Origin of the sequence: Pseudoflavonifractor sp. MCC625, from assembly GCF_018784545.1 — a bacterium.
Classification (GTDB): Bacteria; Bacillota; Clostridia; order Oscillospirales; family Oscillospiraceae; genus Pseudoflavonifractor_A; species Pseudoflavonifractor_A gallinarum.
Window position 1 is genome coordinate 6,041 of sequence record NZ_WQOJ01000022.1, and the last position, 23,754, is coordinate 29,794.

Below are 23,754 nucleotides of genomic sequence, written 5' to 3' on the forward strand. Positions count from 1 at the left end.
AGCAGAGAGGAAAATCACAAAGGGATTTTCTTCCCTGCGGGCCTGTGTGTATTAACACAGGCATTGCTTGCCTCTTTTCTCCGAAAATGAAAAGAACCAGTGAGAGAATCGTTAAATTTCACTCACTGGCTCAATTCGTTTCAAATTTCTCGGATAACTCTGTCAGTTCCTTCACCGTTTCTTGGGTGTGATGCAGCAGGGTGTCACGCATTTCTGGCGGACAGCTGGAATAAAGCATTTTCATCTGATTAACACCCTCATCCTCCAGAGAAACATCTGGATTTATAAGCGTATCTAAAGAGATGTGCAGGACCTTTGCCAATGCTCTCAAAATCAAATAGGACGGGTTCATTTTCCCTTTTTCGATATTGGCAATTTGCTTTACAGAAACATGGCTTAGATCGGAAAGTTCCTGTTGTGTCAGTTCTTTATTCTTTCGGGCTTCCCGCATTTTTTGCCCTAAAGCAGTTAAATCATCAATCGGCATAATCGTTCACCTCAAATATATTTTATCGTTCCGATTTGCACAAAGGAATAACCTTATTGTGCTTGAGAACAGGACTGATTATGCCGATTCCTTTTTGATAACATGGTTGCTCCATGATTATGGCGTTTCCGGCTACTAATTGAACTATGAGGATGAATTGCAGATTTCAGCTTTTAGTTCGTTGCCAAACGAGAATGATATTGAATGCAGTAGGGAGGCTAGCAGTTTTATCCGCTCATCTATGAGCCGTTTTTTATTCTCTGTGACATAAAAATTCATCTGGATATTCCGTTTCCGGTTCGCCATGCGCTGCCTCCATTCTTCATAAGAGTTTGAGATTATCTCAACAAACATTTTTCATTTTCGGTCAAGAGATCTGAAAATACGAAAAATCGCAAGCGGGTACTCGCTTGCTGTGCTTGTTATCAAGCCTTACCTTCTATTTTTCTCTCTACTAATACTACAATTTGAAAAGGGGAAAATGGCTATATCCGTAAAGAAAAGCAGAAAAATGCCACGACTGAAACTCCGTTGTAGAGTGATCTGTCGTGGCATTACATTGTGAATTTATTTTTGCTGAGCCATTTTCCGATATTCAATCGGCAGGAGGCCTGTACTCTTGCGAAATAATTCCGCAAACCGGCTAGAAGTAGAGTAACCGATCATTTCCGCAATCTGTCCCATTGTGAAATCCGTATCGATCAGCAAATGCTCTGCCTGGCTCATGCGGCGCTGTTGAATGTACTCTGTGATCGTGCAGCCTTGCAGCTGCTTAAAAGATGTTTTCAGCTTAGTGGTTCCCATACAGGCGATTTTTGCAAGACGTTCTAATGGAATATCAAAAGCATAGTGGTCATTGAGATAAGCAATCACATTTTTCAGTTGCGCCACATCCTGCTCGGACAAACGTTTCTCTTTACGGGACAGAATTTTTTTCTGTTCTTCCACGACAAGAGATACGGCCTCGGCTACTTTCGCTTCATAGAATAATCCTGCGGCAATCCCATCCCCACGGTAGACCTTTACTTCATGGAGCAATTTAGCCATAGCTGGGAAATCTGTTGTCTGATCGATCTGCCGGAAAGCTGCAAGCGGGCTGATATAATCCCCTGGATATTGCTTTTGGAGATAATCCTCATAGTATGCCGGCATGACTTCGATACCGATGGAACGGATGGGGATTTTTTTGTGGATCAGCGCCTTGTATGGCTTATAACCGCCGATAAAGGCTTTAATACATCCGGCAGACATCCGCCGATAGGGATTTAATTCCTCCCCGGAGATAGATTCATACTGGGTAATGCTTAAGGCTTCTGGCAGGTTAAATTCCATGAAGAAATCTTCGTGAAAATAAAAATCGTGGATTTTAATGTCGTACAGGTCTTTTTTCGCATAGACCCAGTAAAGGCCTTCCCCAAATTCAGGCGATAACCGCCAGCATTGTCCGGCAGAATTGAAGCGGTTATTGCTATCTACCGGGATAAAATGGTTATCTGTTAAAAGCGGCTCATAGTAATCCGCAATAATGCTATTGTTCAAATGACGGCCTCCTTTGAAACGATTGGACGGAACTTTGCAATGAAAGGGCGAAGATGCCCGGAACGTATTGCAGACCGCCCGGAAAGTTAGTATCATATAGACCGTGGTTAGCAGAGACTAATCATAATATAACAGATTTCAGGCGGTAGGTCAACCGTTCTTGAAGCAGGAGGAAAAAATATGAGTAATCAAGTAAATGCAAAGGCAGGATTGTCCGTCAAGGACTTAGTAACAACAGGGATTTTCACCGCACTTTTGTTCGTATTCATCATGGTGGGTGGCGTCTTTTTTGCTACCAACCCGATGCTGACCTTTTTCATGCCCGCCGGGAGTGCTCTGCTTGCCGGGCCGGTTTATCTGCTGATGATCGCAAAAGTACATAAGCGCTGGAGTATCACGATCATGGGCGTTATAATGGCCATCATCTGGTTTGTCACCGGTATGCACTGGGCGTTTGCGCTGGGCTATCTCATTATGGCCGTCGTAGCGGATTTTGTCGCCGGTACAAAGCAGTACAAGAGCAAGAAAATCAACAGCCTGTCCTATATCCTTTTCTCCCTGGGCGGAACAGGGTCGTACCTTGTTTTCTTCGCTGATCCCCAGGGCTGGGCACAGACTATGTTGGGAAATGGAACCGAGCAAAGCTATATCGACACCATGCAGGCGACCGCAAACGCGGGAATCTTTATCGCCATGTTTGCCGCTCTCCTTGTAACAGCTTCTATCAGTGCATTTGTGGGCTGCAAAATGCTGAAGAAGCAGTTTGAAAAAGCAGGTATTACAGCATGATGGGTAACACCGTCAAGAAAGGGCTTTGGCTTGACCCGCGGGCCAAGCTCTTTCTTATTTTAATGTGCGTACTGTGTTCCATGTTCGCACCTTCCCTTTCGTATCAGTTTGCACTTGTCCTGCTGATTGCTGTATTGGGAGTGCTTTGCGGAAAGTGGAAATATTCCATAAAAGGGGTCTGCTTTTATGCCGTGGTCTGTGTACTGACGGTCTGGATCATGGCGGCCATGACGGGGACGCTACGGACCATGTTTGTTGCGTTCCTTGGACTGTACCATAAAGTTTATGCTTGTGGGATGCTGGCAGGGATTGTCCTGTCCACAACGAAAGTCAGTGAGTTTTTATCTGCCATGAACCGCATCCATGCCCCGAAAAAATTTGTCATCACATTTGCGGTCATGCTGCGCTATATTCCAACTATCCAGGAGGACTGGCATTTTGTTAAGGACGCCATGCGGATGCGGGATGTATCGCCCTCCCTGGGCGGATTCCTTTCCCATCCGGGGATGACGGTAGAGTGTATTTATGTGCCGCTGATGATGATGGCCTCCAAAGCAGCGGACGAGCTTTCCATTGCCTCTGTTACTCGCGGGATTGAGAATCCCAATCCCCGGACCTGCCTTGTCCAGATAAAATGCGGGATTGCAGATTGGATGGCGATGTTGATTGCTGTTGCTTTCTTTATTTTTGAATTATGTATGCGGGGAGGTGTGACCGGGTGATTGAATTTGAAAATGTATCATTTTCTTATGAGGGACAGGAGCATGGCGGTCTGCATGGAATCAGCCTGAAAATTGCAGACGGGGAATGTGTCTTGTTCTGTGGCCGTAGCGGGTGTGGAAAAACAACGGTCACAAGGTTGGTAAACGGCCTGATTCCACAATTTTACCAGGGAGAACTTCAAGGGCGTGTGCTGGTGGACGGACAGGAAATCAGCAACCTGCCCATGTATCAGATCGCCGCAAAGGTGGGCTCCGTCTTTCAGAATCCCCGGACGCAGTTTTTCAATGTGGATACGGACAGTGAGATTGCGTTTGGAATTGAAAATGAAGCCAGGCCGGTAAAGGAACTGGAGGAACGGGTAGAACAGACAACAAAAGATTTGCATATTGAAAAGCTACGGAACCGCAATATTTTTGAATTGTCTGGTGGGGAGAAACAGAAAATCGCGTTTGCGTCTGTCTATGCCATGAACCCGGAAATCTATCTGCTGGACGAACCATCCTCGAATCTGGACATGGCTTCCATCCAGGAATTGAAAGAACATCTGCGGCTGATAAAAAGCCAGGGGAAAACCATTTTGATTGCGGAGCACAGACTCTATTATCTGATGGAGCTGGCAGATCGCATTGTTTATCTGGAAGATGGAGAAATAGCAAGGATTTTCACGCCGGAGGAATTTCTCCGGCTGCCCGAAACCGAACGGGAACACATGGGGCTGCGGGCGGTTGATCTGGCAAGGGTGCTCCCTCCGGCCAGTCATCCGCCTATTTCCTCTCCCACATTAGCACTCCATGATGTTACTCTGCGCTATAAAAAACGGACGATTCTACACCAGATTGCTCTTTCTGCGGCAAAGGGGGAAGTCATTGGGGTGGTCGGTCATAATGGAGCCGGAAAGACCACGTTTTCTCGCGCCCTGTGTGGGCTTCATAAAGACTGTGAAGGCGCGTTCCTTTGGGACGACCAGCCGATGGAACACAAGGCGAGGTTGAAACGCTCTTATATGGTTATGCAGGATGTGAACTATGAATTGTTTGCGGAGAGTGTGGGGGCAGAATGTTCCTTCGGAATCCGAAACCCGGATCAAGATTTAGTAGAGGAAACCATGAAGGAATTGGGGCTTACAGCCTACCGGGAACGCCATCCCAACACGCTTTCCGGTGGACAGAAGCAACGTGTGGCTGTGGCAGTCAGCATGATCTGTGGAAAAGATTTGCTGGTGTTCGATGAACCCACCAGCGGCCTGGACTTTGACAGCATGGCGCAGGTGGCAGGTCTGATAAAACGGTTATCCGAACAGGGGAAAATCATTTTTATTGTCACCCACGATTTTGAATTTGTCTGCCGTACCTGCTCCCGTGTCCTGCATTTTGATGAAGGGGAAATGCCGGATGACATCCCTGTTGTGATGGATTCCCTTCAAAAGCTCCGGGAACTGTTCTCTGTTTCAGAGAGAAAGGAGATGTGAAGTGATGAAACAGAAAAAAGAAAACAGGATTGCACTGCTGCTTCAATGGGCCGGTGAGCAAAAAATCTGGCTGCTGCTGGCAATCCTGCTGGCCATGGCAAGTGGCCTGTGTATCATTGTCCCGTATATCGGGATTTATCGCCTGATGGATGCCGCTTTCCAGCATATCTGCACAAAAGAGCTTGTCGTACAGACGGTAATGATGATCTCCGTTTCTGTGGCCCTGCGCTTTGTTTTATTCGGGTGTTCCGGTGTGGCGGCCCATAAAGGTGCTTACGGTGCTTTGTTCAAGGTGCGCTGCATGGTGGCGGAACATCTGGCAAAAGTCCCCCTTGGTACATTGAATGAGCGGCGGACCGGGGATATTAAAACGGTTCTGAATGAAGATATTGAAAAGCTGGAGTTGTTTTTAGCCCATAACCTTCCAGACCTTGTGTGCTATATGGTAGGGCCGGTAGCAATTTTCATTTATTTGATGACAGTAAATATCCCATTGGCACTGGTTTCCCTGGTGCCGTTGATTTTGGCCGTTGTGGTAATGGGGGTTATGTTTCGGAATACGGACGGTTTGATGGACCGGGCGAATCGATCCATTACAACGCTCAATTCCGTTATGATCGAGTATATCAGCGGCATGAAACTGATTAAAGCGTACAACATGGGGAGCAAATCGTTCCAGAAATTTTCCGGTGCGATCCAGGAAGAGAATGCCATGTGGAATGAAACCTCCCGGAGAATGGGGCCTCCTTATGCAACCTTTGTGGTTCTGATTGAATGTGGGATGCTGCTGATGGTTCCCCTGGGCGGGATGTTCTTTCTGAAAGGCTCCCTGGCGGCCAGTGCATTTTTGCTGTTCGTCTATGTCGGCTCCATGTATCTGACGGAGATCCGGCCTTTACAGGAATTGGGGACAAACTTTGCGAATGTCCTGGGCGCCATTACCAAAACGAAAGAAATATTGGACGTTCCTGTTTATGAAGGTGGAATGGACTTCCCGGAAAACCATGATATTGAGCTTAAGAATGTACGTTTTTCCTACGATGGGAAAACGGATGTCCTGCAAGGCGTCAACCTCAAGATCAGGGATGGGGAACGCATGGCACTTGTGGGACAGTCCGGCGCGGGCAAGAGTACCGTGATTGAACTGATCTCCCGGTTTTATGATGTGCAGGAGGGGGAGGTGCTGATCGGCGGGATCAACGTGAATGAACTGAACTACGATACCATCCTGAAGAATATTGCCATTGTATTTCAAAAGACATTCCTTACCCGTGACAGTGTACTGGAAAATATCCGCATGGGTTCAGACGCCAGCCTGGAGGAAGTACGGGCTGCCGCCAGGGAGGCGCAGATTGATGACTTCATCATGTCGCTGCCGGATGGTTATGACACAAAGGTAGGCAGCTTCGGCTCCCGTTTCTCCGGTGGGGAAAAACAGCGGATTGCTATTGCAAGGGCAATCTTGAAAAATGCTCCCATCCTGATTCTGGACGAAGCGACAAGCGCCTCTGACCCGGAAAATCAGATGGAAATTGATAAGGCCATTCAGAACCTCTGCAAAGGCAGGACGGTCATTGTGGTAGCGCACAGGCTGAGCGCCTTGAAAATGTGCGACCGTGTGGCGGTGGTAGAGAATCATACGATCACCAGCGTCGGTACCCATGAGGAAGTGCGGAAAGAGAACGCTTATTATCGGAAAGCATGGGAGGACTACGAAACAGCGAGGGGAATTACTTATCAACTGGAAGGAGGCGGGCAGAATGAATCCAAATAACGTATGGAAGAAGAACCGGGAGTTTTATATTGGCGTTGCCGGGACTGTCCTGGAGGGGCTGTTCTCTGGTAGCCTGTTTATGCTGCTTTATTCCGTCATGCGGTTTTTATGGGACGGTCAGTTTGATATGAACCGTGTACTGGTCCTGACAGGTGTTATTGCATTTATCTTTCTGCTCCGTATTTTGATATACAGCTATGGCTATACCAAAGCACAGATCGGCGGCGCAAAAGTCAGTAAAAATATCCGCTTGTTTATGGGCGACCATCTCAAGCGTATCCCGCTTTCCCGGTTTACACAAGGGCAGACAGGCGATTATATCAACACCATTACCAGTGATGTAAATAACTATGAAAAAATTCTGACCCATAAGATCGGGGACATTGCAAAGAGCTTTGCCCTGTCGCTGATGTTGATTGTTTTTGTGATGACGATCTACTTTCCAGCCGGGCTGATCCTCCTGATTGCCGACCTGCTTTTGATCCCCGGATTGTGGCTTTCTTTCCGGCAGGTAGCGAAGTATGGCAAAGAGAAGAACGATATTTGTGCAGAGAATGTCAGCAGCATTGTGGAGTATGTATCCGGTATCCAGACTTTCCGGGCCTATGGCGTTGGCGGTCTGAAAAACAAAACCGTGATCCATGCCATGCAGGAGTTTAGCAGGATCAGCTTTGTGTATGAAGCCAAGGTTCTCCCGATAGGTGCGGGATTTGGTATTTTGAGCTGGCTGTCCTGCCCGGTTGTGATCTGGACGGCCTATGGCCCCTGGGCAGCCGGAACTTTAGATACCGTGTCCTATCTTTTGATTTGTATGCTGCCTTTGTTCTGTGCGAAGCTGGCAAATTCCATTTTTGTAGACCTCACCAGCTATAAGAATCTGATGATCTCGAAAAATAAAATCATGGCTGTGATGAAGGAACCGGAAGAAACCGGCAGCATGGAGCCGCTACAGGCAGCCTCCCATGAGATTGTATTTGACCATGTGAACTTTTCTTATGTTCCCGGGGAACCGGTGTTAAAACAGGCTTCCTTTACTGTGCCGGATCAGAAGCTGACCGCCATTGTGGGGGATTCCGGCTCCGGCAAGTCTACCATCCTGAACCTGATTGCAAAATACTATGAAGTATCTGGCGGCACGATTTCCATAGGAGGCAGGCCGATCAATCATGTAGCTGCGGAACGGGTATTAGACCAGATTTCTATGGTGGACCAGGATGTGTTCCTGTTTGATGATACAGTGCGGGAGAATATCCGCCATGCCCGTCCGGATGCTACGGACGCAGAAATTGAAGTGGCCTGCCGAGAGGCAAACTGTGACGGCTTTATCCGCAAGATGGAGAGGGGTTATGATACGCCGATTGGGGAAAATGGAAATCTCCTGTCCGGCGGCGAACGCCAGCGCCTTTCCATAGCACGTGCCATTTTGAAAAACAGCCCGATCCTGCTGCTTGACGAGGCGACGGCCTCCCTAGACATTGAGAATGAATTGGCGGTAAAGCAGGCGATTGCGAACCTACTGAAAGAGAAAAAAACCGTGGTGATGATCGCACATACCCTATCCATCGTAAAAAATGCCGATCAGATTCTGGTGGTTTCCGATGGTCGGATCACCGAAGCTGGTACACACGAAGAATTGTTAGCAAAGGATGGAAAGTACGCTGCCATGTGGAACGCAGAACAGCGGCTTTCCGCCTAAAAGGAGGCTACGATGAAGATTCATGCGTCCGGGGAGGATTATCTGGAGGCTGTGCTGATACTCCAAAAGAAGCAAGGCATGGTCCGCTCCATTGACCTTGCCCGGCACATGGGCTTTAGCAAACCGAGTATCAGCCATGCGGTAGGCGTTTTGAAAAATGGAGGTTTTCTGACCGTGGATGATGATGGGTTCCTTCATCTGACCGTCATAGGTCGGGAGATTGCCGAGAAAATCTATGAACGCCATTTGTTTTTTATGGAGCAGTTTATCGCTGCTGGCGTCGATCAGGAAACAGCGGAACAAGACGCCTGCCGGATGGAACACGCCATCAGTGATACATCTTTTCGAAAGCTGAAGGAGAAAGTACAAGGAACCGATTAGCGCACATCGGCTCCGCTCTGCTCTGCATAATAAGTTATCTGCCCCGTCCGGGGAAAGAAAAAAACCGTTGACTGGGGCAGATAATTTCGTGCGCTATTTTAAGGTTTGAACTCAATCGGCGGTTTTGAAGGACAATTTCAGAGCCGCCGTTTCTTTGCGTTTACACAAACTAATGACGACTTGCAGGGACACGGTAGCCGCTTGGAGGTTAATTTGCCGTGTCTCTTTTGCTTTTTCAAAGCTCCCATGATCTACATCAATTAAAAAAAGCATTGCCCCTCCTCCGGGCCAGTATAGCATTGCATCGGCATTATCGTTCCATGTGATTCAGCATAATAATGACTGTTCTTGGTGCGCCAGTTTCCCATTGCGGGAATCTGGCGTTTTTTGTTGCCTTTTTTTCGGAGATAATCCGGCTGTATACCGGTGTCGTTCCCCACCTCCATTCGATTCACTCGTCAATCACCCGTGAATCGAAATGGAGGTACATAATGAAGAAAATTAACCTTCGGGAACTTTATCCTGATGTTTATACAACAGACTTTTTTGTAGATGTGACAGAGGAAGTAATGGAGACTATTCGAGCAGCTGAACGTGCGGAGGCTGCGTATGAGCGAAAGATGTATCGTTATAAAGCACAGTATTCTCTGGATTGCGAGAATGGCATTGAAAATGCGGTGCTGTTGAAGCCGAAAACACCGGAGATGCTTCTGGAGGAAAAACAGCTTCAGGAGCAGGTCTATTCTGCTGTGATGAATTTACCGGAAAAACAGGCAAAGAGGATTTATGCCCGATATTACCTGGGAATGACGGTAAATGAAATTGCCGGGGTAGAAGGTGTAGACCCAAGCCGTGTCCGAGACAGTATCCGGCGCGGCTTAAAGCAGCTCGGAAAATATTTTTGATAAAGTTTCGTTTGATGCGCCTGTTTTTTGCCTTTTTTGTCAGTGTTAATAAGAAGGACAAATTTTCCTCCTTCATCTGCACATTGACAATCGAATAGACAGCACAACAGGTACATAACCCATGTACGAGCGAATATGAAACGCCGCGAGGATGGAGCAGTCAGGGAGGTGATGAAAGCACTGCTTCGGAGCGATCTACGATTTCATAAAAGAATGGTGGCAGATTTGGCGCGATGACTACATGGGGGCTTAAAGATACTTCCTCACGGCCCGCCAAAGACTTGGGGGGAACCCTGCGGCACACGATACGAACGATGCTGCGGAGTTATGACATCCGCGCCAGCGGAGACCTGTTGTGTTCCCATCGTCAGGGGGCGTGGCAAATGTGACGAAAGCTGAGAAATATAAATAGGAAGCGTTTGCCGCTTTCTGTTCAAAATCAGATACCATGCGCTGGTGGTTTCGGCTGCCAGCGTATTCATGTGATTTTGAACAAACACGATGACAAACTTGACGGATTGGAGGAAATATGCTTTATGGAAAAACTTATTACGCGAAAAGAAGCAGCAGAAATTTTGGGTATCAGCATTGCAACGCTGGACGCGGCCCGTAACAATGGTCTTATTTCTTATGTGCAATATGTGCAGAATGGCTGTGTGTACTTTACCTCAGCGGGCCTTCAGGAGTATATCGCAAAATGCACCCACAGAGCAAAGCCAGCAGAAAAGAACGCAACTTATCGTAAACCTCGCAGAGCTGGAGTGTGAGCCGGTCCGTATCCTTGTCGAAATCATAATGGTCTGATAAAACATAGATACAGCGCTGGAGTATATTCTTAGGAGGTGGAGGAATTGGCAAATAGGAAAATAATGCTTCCTCAATATGGCACAGTTATGAAAAGAGGTGTCCTATATTATAGGACCAGAATCAAAGACACGAATGGTAAGCTCGTAGCTATCTACGCAAAAACACCTGAAGAACTATACAACAAAGAAACGCTTGCGTTGGAACAGATTGAGAATGCCACTTTTCATCGGAAAACGCCCACAGTTGCAGAGTATTGTGAAAAGTGGCTGCTGATGCAGTCGGTTCATGTACGAGCTACTACTTTGACGGATTACACCTCAAAGGTCAGGCGGCATATTATAGCGGAATTGGGAGATAAACGGATGGGTGAGGTTAGCCTGGATGATATTCAGCTTGCCCTTGTTCCGGTTTCCAAGAAATCTGCATCGGTTTATAAATCTGTGGTAATCCTTTACAAATCTATCTTTCGCGCAGCGATGGAAAGCAGGATCATTGACCATAACCCGACGATTTATCTCACGACAAAAGGTGGCGGTGTTCCACAAGAGGATCGTCAGGCTTTGACAGATGAACAGGCAGCACGCCTTTTGGATGCTATCCGAGATTTGCCGCCTTATGTCTTTGTCATGATTGGTTTATACGCAGGGCTGCGCCGGGAAGAAATTCTTGCTCTGCAATGGGATTCAGTATATCTGGATACGGATACTCCATATCTGACGGTAAGGCGGGCATGGCACACAGAACACAACAGACCGGTAATCTCAGACGAATTGAAAACCAAGGCTGCGGAGAGAAATATCCCTCTTCCTGTTTGCTTGGCTGAGTGTTTGAAAGCAGCAAAGGAAACATCGACTTCGGAGTATGTGGTTTCAAACCGGGACGGCGAACCGCTGTCCTACACGCAGTTTAAGCGACTTTGGCAGTATATTGTTACGAGGACGGTCAAGGAGCGGAGCTATTATCGGTATGAAGATGGAAAAAGAGTAAAGCATACTGTCACACCTGTCTTGGGGGAAAAGGCTGCTCATAACGGAAAAGTGGTTTACAGTCTGGACTTTGAAGTAACACCCCATCAGCTGCGGCATACTTACATTACCAATCTCATTCATGCATCGGTAGATCCCAAAACGGTTCAATACCTGGCAGGCCATGAAAGCAGCAAGATTACCATGGACATTTATGCAAAGGTTAAGTACAACAGACCAGATGAGCTGGTCAGATCAATGAGTTGCGCGTTTGCAAGCTGGGACGCAGCACAGTAATAATAAAATAGGAAGTAAAGCAGGAGCGAGGCAAGGATGTCTCGCTCTTTGTTTTACATCAGCCGTATCTTTGATTAAATCGAGGCTTTCTGATAAAAAGAAAGTGTAGATACGGAGACTACACATTATCAAGAAAGGACGATCAAAGATGGCAAAAAAGAAAACACAGATCCCGAAGTATGGGACCATTACATTGAAAGGAATCCAGTATTACAGAACCAGGATTACGGATGCAGATGGCAAAGAGTTGAGTTTGTATGCCGCTACTTGTGAAGAATTGTATGAGAAGCAGTTAGAGGCCCGGAAGAAGGTGGAAGAAATTATCTTTCACCGGCAGCACCCGACAGTAGCTGAGTATGGAGAGAAGTGGCTGCTGATGCAGTCGGCAAAGGTGTCTGCGTCTACACTCAGAGGTTATACGAGGGATATGACAAACTATATCATCAAACCTCTGGGAGAGATGTATATGGAAGAAGTGACTGCTGACGATATTCGGCTGGCTCTTGTTCCATTGTCAAAGAAATCGGAAGGCTTATACAATAAGGTCAATATGCTGCTCAAGTGCATTTTTTATGCGGCAGAGAGAAACCAAATTCTTGAACACAATCCCTGTGCGGGAATATCCGGTAAAGGCGGAAAACCGACAAAAAAGAAGGAGGCATTGACAGATCAGCAGGTAGCCGTGCTTCTGGATACAGTCAAGGGGCTTCCTCCATATTTGTTTATTATGCTCGGTTTGTATTCCGGTCTGCGTCGGGAAGAAATTCTTGCACTGCAATGGGATTGTGTGTTTCTGGACGAGGATACACCTTATCTATCGGTGAGGCGGGCATGGCGTACAGAGCATAACAGACCCGTGGTTTCTACGGTGCTAAAGACTCCGGCGGCAAAAAGGGATATTCCGATACCGAAGTGTTTGGTGGACTGTCTGAGAGAAACGAAAGAAAATTCCATATCAGATTATGTGATCGCTGACAGCAAAGGAGAGCCACTGGCTGCCTCGCAGTTCCAAAGAGTGTGGCAGTATGTCGTTGTCCGCTCCACTAAGCCCCGGAGCTATTATAAGTATGTAAATGGGGAGAGTATCAAATATACGGTTACTCCAACGCTGGGTATGACCCAGAAGAATCAACCCCAAATCAAATATACGCTGGACTTTGATGTGACACCTCATCAGCTGCGGCACACTTACATCACCAATCTTCTCTATGCGGGCGTTGATCCAAAGACAGTACAATACCTTGCCGGACACGAAAACAGCAAAACAACTATGGACATCTATGCAAAAGTGAAGTATAATAAACCAGAGGAGTTGTTTGGGGTAGTAAATGGTGCGTTTCATCAGGCTATCGCTGAATGAAAAAAGGCCGTTTTTTATGGTCCGCACACCGGATAACTGAGAAGCAGAAAGCCGGAAAAGCCCGGAATATCAAGGAAAAACAGCTCAAAAACTCGCGCAGTACGGCCTGAAGGCTGCCCGCCGCGCTCCCCAGTTCAGCAAGCGCTGATTTTTCCTTTTGGATTTTCAAAAATGCCGCCCATTCTGGGCGGCATTTTTTGCATTTCCTAGATTGGGGTCCCGCAAGATCGTATGGAGGCAGTAACCGTGCAGGCAGTTTGCTTTCCCATTTCCCGACCTTCCATATAAACTTGCTTTTCCTATCTGTATTTAGTATAATTGTAAATAAACTCTTGCGTTTCGCGCATCTACCATTCATTATTAGGAGAGCCATATCATGCTGGGAACCAACTTATCGACCTCCTCCCCCGTATATCAGTCTCTCTGCGCGTTTTTTGACGCCTATCTTGTCCGCCGCGATCTGGATGCCGCCCTTGCCCAGGTCACAGAGGATATTTACAGTCTTGGAACCGGTGTTCACGAGGAAGCCCATGGCCGGGCCGAATTTGCCGCCCTGCTCCAGGAGGAATTGCACTCGGAACCAAACCCCAATCATTATCAGATCCATTCCTATTGGGAAAAAGAAGTTGCCCCGGGGATTTACAGCTGCCTCTGTCAAATCGAGGTTTCCGCCGAGGTCCCCGGTGAGGGCCGCGCCTACTTTTCCACCCGTCTTACGGCCGGCTTTCGGGCCGAGGAGGGCAAATACCGGGCCTTCAGCCTGCACATGTCCTGCGCCAATCCCATTCAGCAGGAGCGGGAATTTTTCCCGCTCCATTACGCCGCTCAGGAACTGAAAAAAATGAATGCCGACTCCCAGAGCAAACTCGCCGAGCTCTTCAATGAAATCGTACCGGGCGGCATCATGGGCGGCTATCTGGAGCCGGATTTTCCCCTCTACATCATCAACGACCACGCCTTGGATATGTTGGGCTATACTTATTTGGAATTCTGCGCCGACACAGAGGAAAAGATCGCCAACACGATCCACCCCGATGACCTCCCCGGCGTGATCCGGGCCATCGCGGATAGTTTTGCCGCCAGTGACAAGTACGATGTGGAATACCGCCTGCGCAAAAAAGACGGCTCCTATCTTTGGGTCCATGACGTGGGGCGAAAGATCGTCACAGAAGAAGGGCGCCCCGCGATCATCAGCGTCCTGGTGGATATTTCGGAGCGGGTGGCCTATCAAACCCTGCTGAAGGACAATTCCATCCGGGATTTCCTGACCGGGATCTATAACCGCCGGGGTGCGGAGGAATGCATGTCCGCCCTCCTGACGGCAGAGCGGGCGTCCTATGGTTTCCTACTGCTGGATCTGGACGATTTCAAGCAGATCAACGACCGCTTTGGCCATGCGACCGGAGACCGGGTACTCCAGATGGCTGCGGCACAGCTGCGGGCCCATTTCCCGGATGGCATCTGTGCCCGTCTGGGCGGGGATGAATTTGTGGTCCTGGTCCCCAACCTCTCCGAGCTTGAAGTCTTTCAGCTTCGCACCCAGTCTCTCTGTGAGGCCTATCGGAAGAGTTTGTCCACCCTCTGTACAGGCCATCAGGCCGGCATGAGTATTGGGGGACTCTTCTTCCACCAGTCTCGTTCCTTTTCTTCCCTGTATGTCCAGGCGGATCAGCTGCTCTATCAGGTCAAACACCACCGGAAGGATGGGATCTGCATCCACTCCCTCCCCTGAGCTCCTGTCCCGCGATATGCGATACAAAAGCCGGCAGGCCGGAATAATTCCGGCCTGCCGGCTCTTCTCATACATAACCAAGCATGCCCCGCACAGAGACTTCGCCCGCGTTGACGATCTCCCGCCGTCCATCGCTCCGGCGGACCACCAGCTGGAAATCCTCGTCGATCTCTTCCGCCACACCGGTCCAGCTCTCGCTGCCCCGGAGGATCCGCACCTCTTTCCCCAAGGTCACACAGTCTCTCCGGTACTGCTCCAAATAGCGCTCCCTGCTCCGGGGAAACTCCGCCCGCAGGGTGTCCAGCGACCGGAGCAGCGCCGCTGCCAGCTCCGCCCGGCGGGGTGGATGTTCCAGGATCTCTCCCAGCGACACGGCCAGAGGCGCCACCTCCGGCCCGAAGTCCTCGGCGGTCTGGGAGACATTGATTCCCACGCCGATGACCACATACTGGGGCTGGACGCCCTCGCCCTCCATCCCCAGCTCCGTGAGGATGCCGCACAGCTTCCGCCCATTCCAGACGATGTCATTGGTCCATTTGATGCCCGGACGGAAGCCGCAGACCTCCTCCACCGCATCGCAGACCGCCACGCCGGTCCAGGCCGTGAGCCAGAGCAGCTCCCGCAGGGCGCTCTCCGGCCGCAGGAGGACCGAGAGATATAGCCCCTTCCCCGCCGGGGAGACAAATCCACGGCCCCGCCGTCCGCGGCCCGCCGTCTGCTGATCTGCCAGCACGGTCAGGCCCTCCGCGGCGCCCTCCAGCGCCCGGCGTTTGATCTCACTGTTGGTGGAGTCCACCGTATCCAAGCATATTAGTTCCCGGCCCAGAACGCATCCCGCCAGACTTCCGGCCAGCTCTCCCGCAGAGATCCGGTCGGGAGAGGCCTCCAGCCGATAGCCCCGATTGGGCGCGGACGAGATGAGATAGCCCTCGTCCCGGAGGGCGCTCACAGCCTTCCAGACGGCCGCCCGGCTCACTCCAAGCCGCTGGCTCATCTCCTCCCCGGACTGGGGCCCCTCCCCCTCTTTCAGCAGTTTCAGCACATCTTCCCGGAGCATATCGGTTCCTCCTTCTTGTTTCCATTGCCCCCATTGTACCTGCTGGCAGGGACTTACGTCAACTCCCTCCCGGGCATATCCTCTCCTGTCGTTCCATATACATAGTAGCAAGATTTGGGAAAGGCGGGATGTACCATGGCATATGACGAAGCACGCCCCGGTGCGGATGTGCTCCACCACATCATTCTCGAAGGGCGGGAGCAGCTTACCGTCTCCGGCGTGGAAGAGGTGGAGAGCTTTGACGAAAACAGCATTGTAATGGATACCATCAAGGGCGTTCTGATCGTGCGGGGGGAAAACCTCCACATTGAAAAGCTCAGTCTGGACGGGGGCGATCTGAAAGTAGAGGGCAGCATTGACTCCCTGACCTACGAAGAACGCCGGAATGCACAGGGCGGTCTCTTTGCCCGCCTGTTCCGCTGAGCCATGGGTGTCTCCATTTCCGGCCAGCTCACCGCCCTCCTCTCGGCCCTGGGCCTGGGCCTGGGGACCGGGATGGTGTATGACTGCTTCCGCATCCTCCGATGCCGGTGCCGGTGGCGCTGGCTGGGCGGTCTGCTGGATTTTCTCTTTTGGCTTCTGGTGACTCTTGGCCTCTTCCTCCACGCCCTGGATACCGGCGGCGGGGTCCTCCGCTTCTACATGGTGGCCGCCGTACTGGGCGGCGCCATCGGCTACTTCCTGCTGCTCAGTCCTCTGTTTCTCTTTCTGGGTTACCGGATGGCTGATTTTGCCGGCATTCTCTTTCGTCTGGCGGTCTCTCCTCTGATCCTTCTGCGGCGGATCCGTAAAAAAATAGTACAGAACACAAAAAAGAACTTCCATTATCGCCGGAAATGGTATAGAATAAAGCTACTAATCGGTGAAATGGATGATGCCGTGCCCCGCGGGGCCGCGCAGCGAAAGGGGGGCGGAGCCCATGAAGACAAAACCGGCGGGATTTCTGACCAAACTGGTCGTGTTTGCCCTGTTGGTGGTCACCGCAAGCGCACTGCTCAATCTGCGCACCCAGATTCTCAGCGCCCAGGCGGAGCGGGACGCACTGCAGGCGGAGCGGGATGCTCAGCTTCAGATCAACGCCGATCTGCAGGACGCCGTAGACAACAGCGACGATCCCGACCGTCAGGCTGACATGGCCCGCACCAAGCTTGGGCTGGCTGCTCCCGGCGATCAGGTCATCCTGTTCACCGACTGACGCGGGCCTTGTGTCCCCGTTTTAACTTAAAGGAGGATATTTCAGTCAGTATGGAGTTCGGTGTTGGTTCGATTCTGGAAGGTAAAGTAACAGGTATCACAAAGTTCGGTGCGTTCGTGTCCCTGCCGGAGAACAAGTCCGGTCTGGTCCACATCTCGGAAATCGCTTATTCCTATGTCAGTGATGTCAAGGACCATCTGAAGGAGGGACAGGAGGTCAAGGTCAAGGTCATCGGGATCGACGAGAACGGCCGGATCAATCTCTCCATCAAGAAGGCTATGGATCCTCCTCCCCGTCCCGCCGGTGGTCCCCGTCCCGGCGGACGGCCCAATGGCGCCCCTCGGGCGGCCGGCGGAGGCGCCGGATTCCGCCGTGCGGCTCCCCAGGAGCCCACTTCTTTTGAGGATCGCCTCAAGCAGTTCATGCAGGCTTCGGACAGCAAGCTCTCTGAGCTGCGCTACATGGACAAGCGTGGTTCCCGCCGCGGCGGCCGAAAGTAAAAAAATATATCCCGCTCCGGCTCTACCGGAGCGGGATATTTTGTTTCTGGTGCGCTTCTTACAGCTCCCGGTACATGGCGGGGGCATCAGCCTTACCCACGTGCTCGGCCACGGTGAGGACCTGCACCTTTACGGTGCGCTCTCCAAACCGCAGCTCCAGCACATCCCCCTCCTTCACGTCGTAAGACGCCTTGACGGGGCGGCCATTGGCTGTGACACGCTGGTTGTCACAGGCCTCATTGGCCACGGTACGGCGCTTGATGAGACGGGAGACCTTCAGCCATTTGTCCAGACGCATCCGCATACCTCCTCTTCCAGCTGCACAGCGGCCCCGGGCAGATGCCCGGGGCCGCGATCCGTTTCAATGCTTACTTGGAAACAGCGTCCTTGAGGGCCTTGCCGGGCTTGAACATGGGCAGCTTGGAGGCAGGGATCTCAATGGGCTCCTTGGTCTTGGGGTTGCGGCCGGTACGGGCGGCGCGGTTCTTCACCTCGAAGGAACCAAAGCCCACCAGCTGGATCTTGTCACCCTCGGTCAGGGCGGCGGTGATGACGTCGATGGCAGCGTTCAGAGCGCTCTCCGTATCCTTCTTGGACAGGCCGGACTTCTCGGCAGCGGCGGCGATGAGTTCAGTTTTATTCATGGTTTTTTCCTCCTGTGCATTGTTGCGGGCGGGTTTCACCCTGTATCCTAAAAGCGGCTTCCAGGCGCGCGAATCGCGCCGTTCCCTCTCTGGGCCGGAAGTCTCCCGCTTTTATGCGTGTTTCGCGCGCTCCCAGAGCGCGTCCAGCTCCGCCAGGGACATCTCCTCCATGGGGCGTCCCTCGGCCTTGGCCTGGGCCTCCACCTTGCGGAACCGGTCGATGAATTTATCGGTGGCCTTTGTGAGCGCCTGCTCCGTGTCCACCTTCACAAAACGGGAGACATTGACCGCAGAAAAGAGCAGGTCCCCCAGCTCCTCCTCGATGTTGGAGCCCTCGGCCACGGCGGTCTTGAGCTCCTCGATCTCCTCGGAGAGCTTGTCCAGCGCACCGGAGACATCGGGCCAGTCAAATCCGGCCTTCTTCGCCTTCTTCTGGACCTTCTCGGCCCGCCACAGGGCGGGCAGGCTCCGGGCCACAGCAGAGAGGGCATCCGTGTTGGTCTTCTGGCCCTTCTCCTTGCGCTTGAGATCCTCCCAGTTGGAGAGAACCTCCCCGGTGCCCGACACCTTCATATCCCCAAAGACATGGGGATGGCGGTAGATGAGCTTCTGACAGATCCCATCCGCCACACCGTCCAGGTCGAAGCGTCCCTGCTCCTCCTCCATACGGGCGTGGAGAACGATCTGGAGCAGGACATCTCCCAGCTCTTCCCGCAGGTGCTCGGCGCTGCCCTCGTCGATGGCCTCCACCGCCTCATAGGCTTCCTCCAGGAAGTTGCGGCGGATGGACTCGTGGGTCTGCTCGGCATCCCAGGGGCATCCTCCGGGTGCCCGGAGGATGCGCACGATCTCTTCTAAATCTTTTACCGTATAGTGCTGCTTGTATTCAAAATCTACCATATTTTCATTCCTCCTGCAACAGCTCCCACACTTCATTTTAATGAATGTGCAGAATCTTTGCAAGTTTCTCTCCCTTAGGCATGAGTTCCAAATCTTCCCTGGAAATCACACGCAGGGCCAGTACCAGCACCAGATAGAGCACCACGCCCACGCCGATGGCCACGGCCACCGCCACGGCATTGCCCAGGAAGCTGAGCTGATCGCCGCCCAGGATGCGCTCCATCATTCCGTAGACCGCCCATACGCCGCCGCCCATAATGGCCGCCGCGATGACCGGCTTCACAAAGACTTTTGTATAGCTGGGTGCGCTGGGGACCCGCGCCTTGATGATGAGCAGGTTGAGCACTGCCGCAATGGCAAAGCAGCACAGGGTGCCCACCGGTGCGCCGTAGATCATGATGTTGGGGTTGCCCACCAGCGTATAGTTGACCAGGATCTTCACCACGCCGCCGATCACCACCGTGACGATGGGCAGGTTCACAATGCCGTTGGCCTGCAGGATGGAGGTGGCAATGAGCTGCACGCACACGAAGATGGACGCCAGGCCCAGGATGGACAGCAGAGGACCGGCAATGGTGTAGTCCGTGCTGCCGCCGGTGAGCAGGCGGATGATGGGCTCACCCAGGACAAAGAGTCCGGCGCCGGCCGGAAGGGCCAGGAGCGCGGCAAAGCGCAGAGCCGACTCGGAGACCTTCCGGGCCTCCAGGTCATTGCGGCGGGCACGGGCCGCCGACACGGCGGGGATGATGCTGGCGGTGAGGGGCACCATCAGATTGAAGGGCAGGTTGTAGATGCTCATACACTTCTGATAGGCGCCATACAGTCCGCGGGCAGAGTCCAGCACCGGGACCACGCTGGGATCGGTCAGGGCCGCCTGCATGTTCTGCTGGAGGATCAGGACCGCCTTGTTGCCGATGTCAAAGAGTCCGCGCACGCCCTCGGTGACCGTGGGCCCCGCGTCCTGGATGCTCTGGAACACATTCTGAAGCTGTCCGTTGACCAGGTTGGTGTCAATGAGCGTCACAATGGCGCTGGTGGAAGAGCTGATGGTGATGGGGATGGCCAGCTTCAGGAGCCGCCCCAGGATCACCTTGGAGCTGTCCGCCCGGTCGGTAAAGGGACCGGGGCGCAGCCGGTTGGTGCGCCGGTGGTTGAAGAACAGATAAAAGACCGACAGGATGCTGCCCACCGACACGCCCGCAATGGCGCCCACCGCCATCATCCGGTCGCCCAGATCGGCGGGCTGGATGGCCAGCGAGCCGATGAAGAGGGCCAGCCCCATGCCGATGATCAGCTTGGAGAGGTTCTCGGTGACCTGGGAGATGGCCGTCGGCATCATATTCATATGCCCCTGGGCATAGCCCCGGAAGGCCGAGCAGCAGCAGGTACAGAGCACTGCCGGCGAGAGGGCCACCACACACCACACTGCCTTCTCGTTCTGAAGGGCATAGGTGGCCACGGGCAGCGCAAAGACCGACATACAGATAAAGCTGAACAGGCCCATGGTCAGGAAGGCAAAGAAAGCCACCTTGAAGACCTTCTGCACCTGATTATACCGCCCCAGGGCATTAGCCTCCGACACGGTCTTGGAGAGGGCCACGGGCAGGCCTGCGGTAGAGATCGTCAGGAAAAAGGAATAGATGTTGTAGGCCGCGCCAAAATCGCCGTAGGCCTCATCGGACAGGATGATGCCCAGCGGGATCTTATAAATGGCGCCGATGACCTTGATGATGATGGTACTCACCATCAGCACGGCCACACCGCCGAAAAAGGTATTTTTTTTCTGCTGACTGGACAACGGTTCTCCCCCTTACTTTTGGAACAGCAGGGGCAGGGCGTAGTCCTGGACCTCCCGCTTGACCCGCTCAATGTCGATGGTGAGGAACTCACCATTCTGGTATATGACCTGACCGCGAGCCATATTCATGATGACGTCGCATCCACGGGCGGCGTAGACCAGATTGGAGATCACGTCGTGACAGGGCGTGAGGTTGAGCGCGTCAAAGTTGATCAGGATAAGGTCGGCGTCATAGCCCGCCTCGATGCGCCCCGTCTTGCGGCCCAGAGCGGCGGCGCCGTTGGCGGTGGCCATGCGCAGGGCCTGTGCGGGCAGAACGGCCAGCGGGTCGCAGTTGGCGCCGTTCTGGAGAATGGCCGCCAGCTTCATCTCCGCAAAGAGATCGGTGCAGTTGTTGGAGGAGACGCCGTCGGTCCCCAGTGCCACGTTGACCCCCGCCTTCTGCATGGCGGACACCGGCGCGATGCCGGAGCCCAGCTTCAGGTTGGACATGGGATTGTGAATGGCCGAGATCCCCTTCTCGGCCATGATGGCCCAATCCTCAGGGGTGGTCCAGACACAGTGTGCCGCGATGGCCCGGGTATCCCACACGCCGTACTGGTTCAGGGTCTGGATGGGCGTAAGGCCGTTATGGCGCCCCTTGCAGGCCTCATGCTCCGTGCGGGTCTCAGAGATATGCACGTGCATGCCCAAGTCCTTTTCCCGGGCATAGGCCGCCATCCACTCCCACAGGTCGGCCCGGGAGGTGTACTCCCCGTGGATGGAGGCGTCGATCCGGATCTGGCCGTCGTTGTAGCCGTGCCACTCCTCGGTCAGGGCACGCTGCACCTGGCACTCATGGTCGGTCTCCGGGTCAAAGGTATCGGAGAAAAGCACCCCGCCGCAGCACAGGTTGGCGCTGATGCCGGACTGGGCCACCCGCTGGGCGATAACCCCGGTGCGCATATACATATCGGCAATGCACGTCACGCCGGAGGCGATCATCTCGGCCAGGCCCAGATCGGTGCAGCATGCTACCGCCCGGTCATCCCATCTGGCCTCGGTGGGGAAAATATATTTCTCCAGCCAGTCCTGAAGGTTGTTGCCGTCGCCGTAGCCACGCATGGCCGTCATGGGCACATGGGTGTGGGCATTGACGAAGCCGGGCATCAGGACGTTGTTTCCACCGTCGATCTCCCGGTCAAAGGGACCGTCGGGGCGCTGGGTGCCCACAGAACAGATCTTGCCGTCCTCTACCGCCACAAAGGCGCCGGAGAGAACGGTGTCTGCCGCATCCATGAGCACGGCACGGACATTGGAAATCAGGGTCTTCATACCGCGCCCCCTTACATCTGCTTCAGGCACTCCAGCACCAGGCGGGAGAACTTATCCTTGCAGGCCTCGGCCGCCTCGAGCACCTCCTGCTCACTCAGGGGCTGGTCCAGAATACCGGCCGCCATGTTGGACAGCAGGGTAAAGCCCAGCACCTGCATGCCGCAGTGGCCGGCCGTAATGACCTCGGGCGCGGTGGACATGCCCACCGCGTCGGCCCCGGCGATGCGGGCAAACCGAACCTCGGCAGGGGTCTCATACTGCGGGCCGGGGAAGTACATATACACGCCCTCCTTCAGCTCGATGCCCAGGTTCTTGGCCGCATTGCGGGCCACCTGGCGCAGGGCGGGGGTGTAGAGCTTGGAGGCGTCGGGGAAGCGGACGCCGAACTCAGGCAGGTTCTCGCCGCGCAGAGGAGACTCCATAAAGATCTTGATCTGGTCGGTGATGAGCATCAGGTCGCCCGCCTTCCAGTCCATGTTCACGCAGCCGGCGGCATTGGTGACCACCAGGGTGTCGCAGCCCAGCAGACGCAGCACCCGCACGGCATAGGACACCTCCTCGTAGGAGTAGCCCTCATAGTGGTGCATCCGGCCCTGCATGACCGCCACCCGGCGTCCCTCCAGGGTACCGAAGACCAGCTGGCCCTTGTGACCGGGCGCGGTGGACGCCTTGAAGTGGGGGATATCCCGGTAGGAGACCACGATGGGATTTTCCACCACATCGCCCATAAAGCCCAGACCGGAACCCAGCACCATGGCGACCTGGGGCTTAAAATCTCCGATCTTTCCGCGGATGTAGTCGGCGCTCTCCTGGTACTGTGCAAAGGTATAGTTCATCGTTCAATTCCTCCTAATGGATGGGGGAACAGGACGCCGGACGGAACTTCCGTCCGGCGTCCTCCCCTCTTGATTGTGTTGGTTGGTCTCTTATAGAACCGCTCCACAGTGTTTGCAGTATCGATCCTGTAAACCGCAGTGCTTTTCGCAGGCCGGGCACACCTTAACATCCCGCAGCGCGGCAGCCTGCTCCCGCAGATGCTCGATCTGGGCGTAGCGTTTTTCCAGCTCTTCCATGCGCTCCTCCAGAAAATCGCTGTGGTCTTCCCCGGTCTGGAGAGACTCATAGACCTTTTCTCCGATGTCACGCAGCAGGCCCTTACACTCCCGCTCCAACTCCAGCGCCTTCATATTCAGTTTGGCCGCGCCGAGGGCTTCCCCGGTCTTTTTCCCGGCATAACACGCCGCCGCCTGGGCTGCTGTTCCCATCGTGGCCGCCGCCGCTTTCGTTCGGTCCAGGAATTCTTGCATACGCTCGTCCATGCGGAAGTCTCCTTTCACGCGGCAATCGCAGCGCTTTCAAGTCTGATTTCTCCTCATTTTACACCATGACGTGGGAAAAAGCAATTGAAAAGGCACACAGTTTT

At 53.0% G+C, this 23,754-nt stretch carries 25 protein-coding genes; 14 read left to right on the top strand and 11 right to left on the bottom strand.

All coding sequences use genetic code 11. The features are described 5' to 3' along the window. Nucleotides 1–130 precede the first annotated feature (130 nt). Nucleotides 131–487: a helix-turn-helix transcriptional regulator gene (locus GPK94_RS05955; protein ID WP_005337966.1), complete on the bottom strand. Its 357-nt coding sequence runs from the start codon at nucleotides 485–487 to the stop codon at nucleotides 131–133. Nucleotides 488–1,054: 567 nt separating this feature from the next. Continuing rightward, nucleotides 1,055–2,026, bottom strand: a complete 972-nt coding sequence (locus GPK94_RS05960) for an AraC family transcriptional regulator (protein ID WP_008395299.1) — start codon at nucleotides 2,024–2,026, stop codon at nucleotides 1,055–1,057. A gap of 180 nt (nucleotides 2,027–2,206) precedes the next feature. Here GPK94_RS05960 and GPK94_RS05965 point away from each other — a divergent pair, with 180 nt between their 5' ends. From GPK94_RS05965 to GPK94_RS05990, 6 genes are read left to right on the top strand one after another with little or no spacing between them, the layout of a single operon-like run. Next, nucleotides 2,207–2,815 (top strand): MptD family putative ECF transporter S component, encoded by a 609-nt coding sequence (locus GPK94_RS05965; RefSeq protein WP_008395298.1) that lies wholly within the window; start codon nucleotides 2,207–2,209, stop codon nucleotides 2,813–2,815. Then, a complete protein-coding gene (locus tag GPK94_RS05970) occupies nucleotides 2,812–3,537 on the top strand; it encodes an energy-coupling factor transporter transmembrane component T (RefSeq protein ID WP_208061684.1) in 726 nt (241 codons plus the stop codon). Before GPK94_RS05965 ends, GPK94_RS05970 begins: the two co-directional genes overlap by 4 nt. Next, nucleotides 3,534–5,006: an energy-coupling factor ABC transporter ATP-binding protein gene (locus GPK94_RS05975; protein WP_117485012.1), complete on the top strand. Its 1,473-nt coding sequence runs from the start codon at nucleotides 3,534–3,536 to the stop codon at nucleotides 5,004–5,006. Before GPK94_RS05970 ends, GPK94_RS05975 begins: the two co-directional genes overlap by 4 nt. Before the next feature lie 4 nt (nucleotides 5,007–5,010). Continuing rightward, on the top strand, nucleotides 5,011–6,780 hold the full coding sequence (locus tag GPK94_RS05980) for an ABC transporter ATP-binding protein (RefSeq protein ID WP_117485014.1): 1,770 nt from the start codon (nucleotides 5,011–5,013) through the stop codon (nucleotides 6,778–6,780). Continuing rightward, entirely contained in the window at nucleotides 6,767–8,476 is a 1,710-nt protein-coding gene (locus GPK94_RS05985; RefSeq protein ID WP_215655042.1) for an ABC transporter ATP-binding protein, read from the top strand. Before GPK94_RS05980 ends, GPK94_RS05985 begins: the two co-directional genes overlap by 14 nt. A 12-nt stretch (nucleotides 8,477–8,488) precedes the next feature. Further along, the gene (locus GPK94_RS05990; protein WP_215655044.1) at nucleotides 8,489–8,857 is read left to right on the top strand and encodes a metal-dependent transcriptional regulator; all 369 of its coding nucleotides are present in this window, start codon (nucleotides 8,489–8,491) and stop codon (nucleotides 8,855–8,857) included. A gap of 111 nt (nucleotides 8,858–8,968) precedes the next feature. On the opposite strand, the gene GPK94_RS05995 is transcribed toward GPK94_RS05990, so the two are convergent. After that, the gene (locus GPK94_RS05995; protein ID WP_015529866.1) at nucleotides 8,969–9,130 is read right to left on the bottom strand and encodes a hypothetical protein; all 162 of its coding nucleotides are present in this window, start codon (nucleotides 9,128–9,130) and stop codon (nucleotides 8,969–8,971) included. A gap of 218 nt (nucleotides 9,131–9,348) precedes the next feature. On the opposite strand from GPK94_RS05995, the gene GPK94_RS06000 reads away from it, so the two are divergent. The 5 genes from GPK94_RS06000 to GPK94_RS06020 all read left to right on the top strand — a co-directional run bounded on the left by GPK94_RS06000 (nucleotide 9,349) and on the right by GPK94_RS06020 (nucleotide 14,923). Beyond that, nucleotides 9,349–9,762, top strand: coding sequence for a sigma-70 family RNA polymerase sigma factor (locus GPK94_RS06000; protein WP_015518833.1), 414 nt, complete (start codon nucleotides 9,349–9,351; stop codon nucleotides 9,760–9,762). Between the two features lie 536 nt (nucleotides 9,763–10,298). Further along, entirely contained in the window at nucleotides 10,299–10,529 is a 231-nt protein-coding gene (locus GPK94_RS06005; RefSeq protein WP_008728422.1) for a helix-turn-helix domain-containing protein, read from the top strand. A gap of 84 nt (nucleotides 10,530–10,613) precedes the next feature. Beyond that, complete coding sequence (locus GPK94_RS06010) at nucleotides 10,614–11,831, top strand: site-specific integrase (protein WP_055224659.1); 1,218 nt, start codon at nucleotides 10,614–10,616, stop codon at nucleotides 11,829–11,831. A gap of 148 nt (nucleotides 11,832–11,979) precedes the next feature. Next, nucleotides 11,980–13,191, top strand: coding sequence for a site-specific integrase (locus GPK94_RS06015; RefSeq protein WP_215655046.1), 1,212 nt, complete (start codon nucleotides 11,980–11,982; stop codon nucleotides 13,189–13,191). Between the two features lie 376 nt (nucleotides 13,192–13,567). Next, nucleotides 13,568–14,923 (top strand): diguanylate cyclase, encoded by a 1,356-nt coding sequence (locus tag GPK94_RS06020; RefSeq protein ID WP_215655054.1) that lies wholly within the window; start codon nucleotides 13,568–13,570, stop codon nucleotides 14,921–14,923. A 67-nt stretch (nucleotides 14,924–14,990) separates the two neighbouring features. Here GPK94_RS06020 and GPK94_RS06025 read toward each other — a convergent pair whose 3' ends face one another. Then, nucleotides 14,991–15,980 carry a biotin--[acetyl-CoA-carboxylase] ligase gene (locus tag GPK94_RS06025; protein ID WP_215655056.1) on the bottom strand — a complete coding sequence of 330 codons (990 nt, stop codon included), beginning with the start codon at nucleotides 15,978–15,980 and terminating at the stop codon, nucleotides 14,991–14,993. 135 nt (nucleotides 15,981–16,115) lie between these two features. Here GPK94_RS06025 and yabP point away from each other — a divergent pair, with 135 nt between their 5' ends. From yabP to GPK94_RS06040, 3 genes are all read left to right on the top strand, one after another. Beyond that, entirely contained in the window at nucleotides 16,116–16,403 is a 288-nt protein-coding gene (gene yabP / locus GPK94_RS06030) for a sporulation protein YabP (RefSeq protein WP_101691506.1), read from the top strand. Nucleotides 16,404–16,899: 496 nt separating this feature from the next. Continuing rightward, complete coding sequence (locus tag GPK94_RS06035; protein WP_180956719.1) at nucleotides 16,900–17,175, top strand: septum formation initiator family protein; 276 nt, start codon at nucleotides 16,900–16,902, stop codon at nucleotides 17,173–17,175. A 50-nt stretch (nucleotides 17,176–17,225) separates the two neighbouring features. Further along, nucleotides 17,226–17,675 carry a S1 RNA-binding domain-containing protein gene (locus GPK94_RS06040; RefSeq protein ID WP_193538259.1) on the top strand — a complete coding sequence of 150 codons (450 nt, stop codon included), beginning with the start codon at nucleotides 17,226–17,228 and terminating at the stop codon, nucleotides 17,673–17,675. A gap of 58 nt (nucleotides 17,676–17,733) precedes the next feature. Here the strand turns inward: GPK94_RS06040 and GPK94_RS06045 are convergent, their stop codons facing one another. The 7 genes from GPK94_RS06045 to GPK94_RS06075 all read right to left on the bottom strand — a co-directional run bounded on the left by GPK94_RS06045 (nucleotide 17,734) and on the right by GPK94_RS06075 (nucleotide 23,650). Beyond that, on the bottom strand, nucleotides 17,734–17,973 hold the full coding sequence (locus GPK94_RS06045) for an RNA-binding S4 domain-containing protein (protein WP_101691509.1): 240 nt from the start codon (nucleotides 17,971–17,973) through the stop codon (nucleotides 17,734–17,736). A 70-nt stretch (nucleotides 17,974–18,043) separates the two neighbouring features. After that, a complete protein-coding gene (locus tag GPK94_RS06050; RefSeq protein ID WP_328821073.1) occupies nucleotides 18,044–18,358 on the bottom strand; it encodes an HU family DNA-binding protein in 315 nt (104 codons plus the stop codon). 72 nt (nucleotides 18,359–18,430) lie between these two features. Further along, nucleotides 18,431–19,219, bottom strand: a complete 789-nt coding sequence (gene mazG, locus GPK94_RS06055; RefSeq protein ID WP_215655058.1) for a nucleoside triphosphate pyrophosphohydrolase — start codon at nucleotides 19,217–19,219, stop codon at nucleotides 18,431–18,433. A gap of 37 nt (nucleotides 19,220–19,256) precedes the next feature. Beyond that, on the bottom strand, nucleotides 19,257–21,017 hold the full coding sequence (locus GPK94_RS06060) for a polysaccharide biosynthesis protein (RefSeq protein WP_215655060.1): 1,761 nt from the start codon (nucleotides 21,015–21,017) through the stop codon (nucleotides 19,257–19,259). A gap of 12 nt (nucleotides 21,018–21,029) precedes the next feature. After that, on the bottom strand, nucleotides 21,030–22,331 hold the full coding sequence (locus GPK94_RS06065) for an amidohydrolase (RefSeq protein WP_101691513.1): 1,302 nt from the start codon (nucleotides 22,329–22,331) through the stop codon (nucleotides 21,030–21,032). Between the two features lie 11 nt (nucleotides 22,332–22,342). After that, on the bottom strand, nucleotides 22,343–23,167 hold the full coding sequence (locus GPK94_RS06070; protein ID WP_101691514.1) for a purine-nucleoside phosphorylase: 825 nt from the start codon (nucleotides 23,165–23,167) through the stop codon (nucleotides 22,343–22,345). 90 nt (nucleotides 23,168–23,257) lie between these two features. Beyond that, on the bottom strand, nucleotides 23,258–23,650 hold the full coding sequence (locus GPK94_RS06075) for a hypothetical protein (RefSeq protein ID WP_101691515.1): 393 nt from the start codon (nucleotides 23,648–23,650) through the stop codon (nucleotides 23,258–23,260). Between the last annotated feature and the right edge of the window lie 104 nt (nucleotides 23,651–23,754).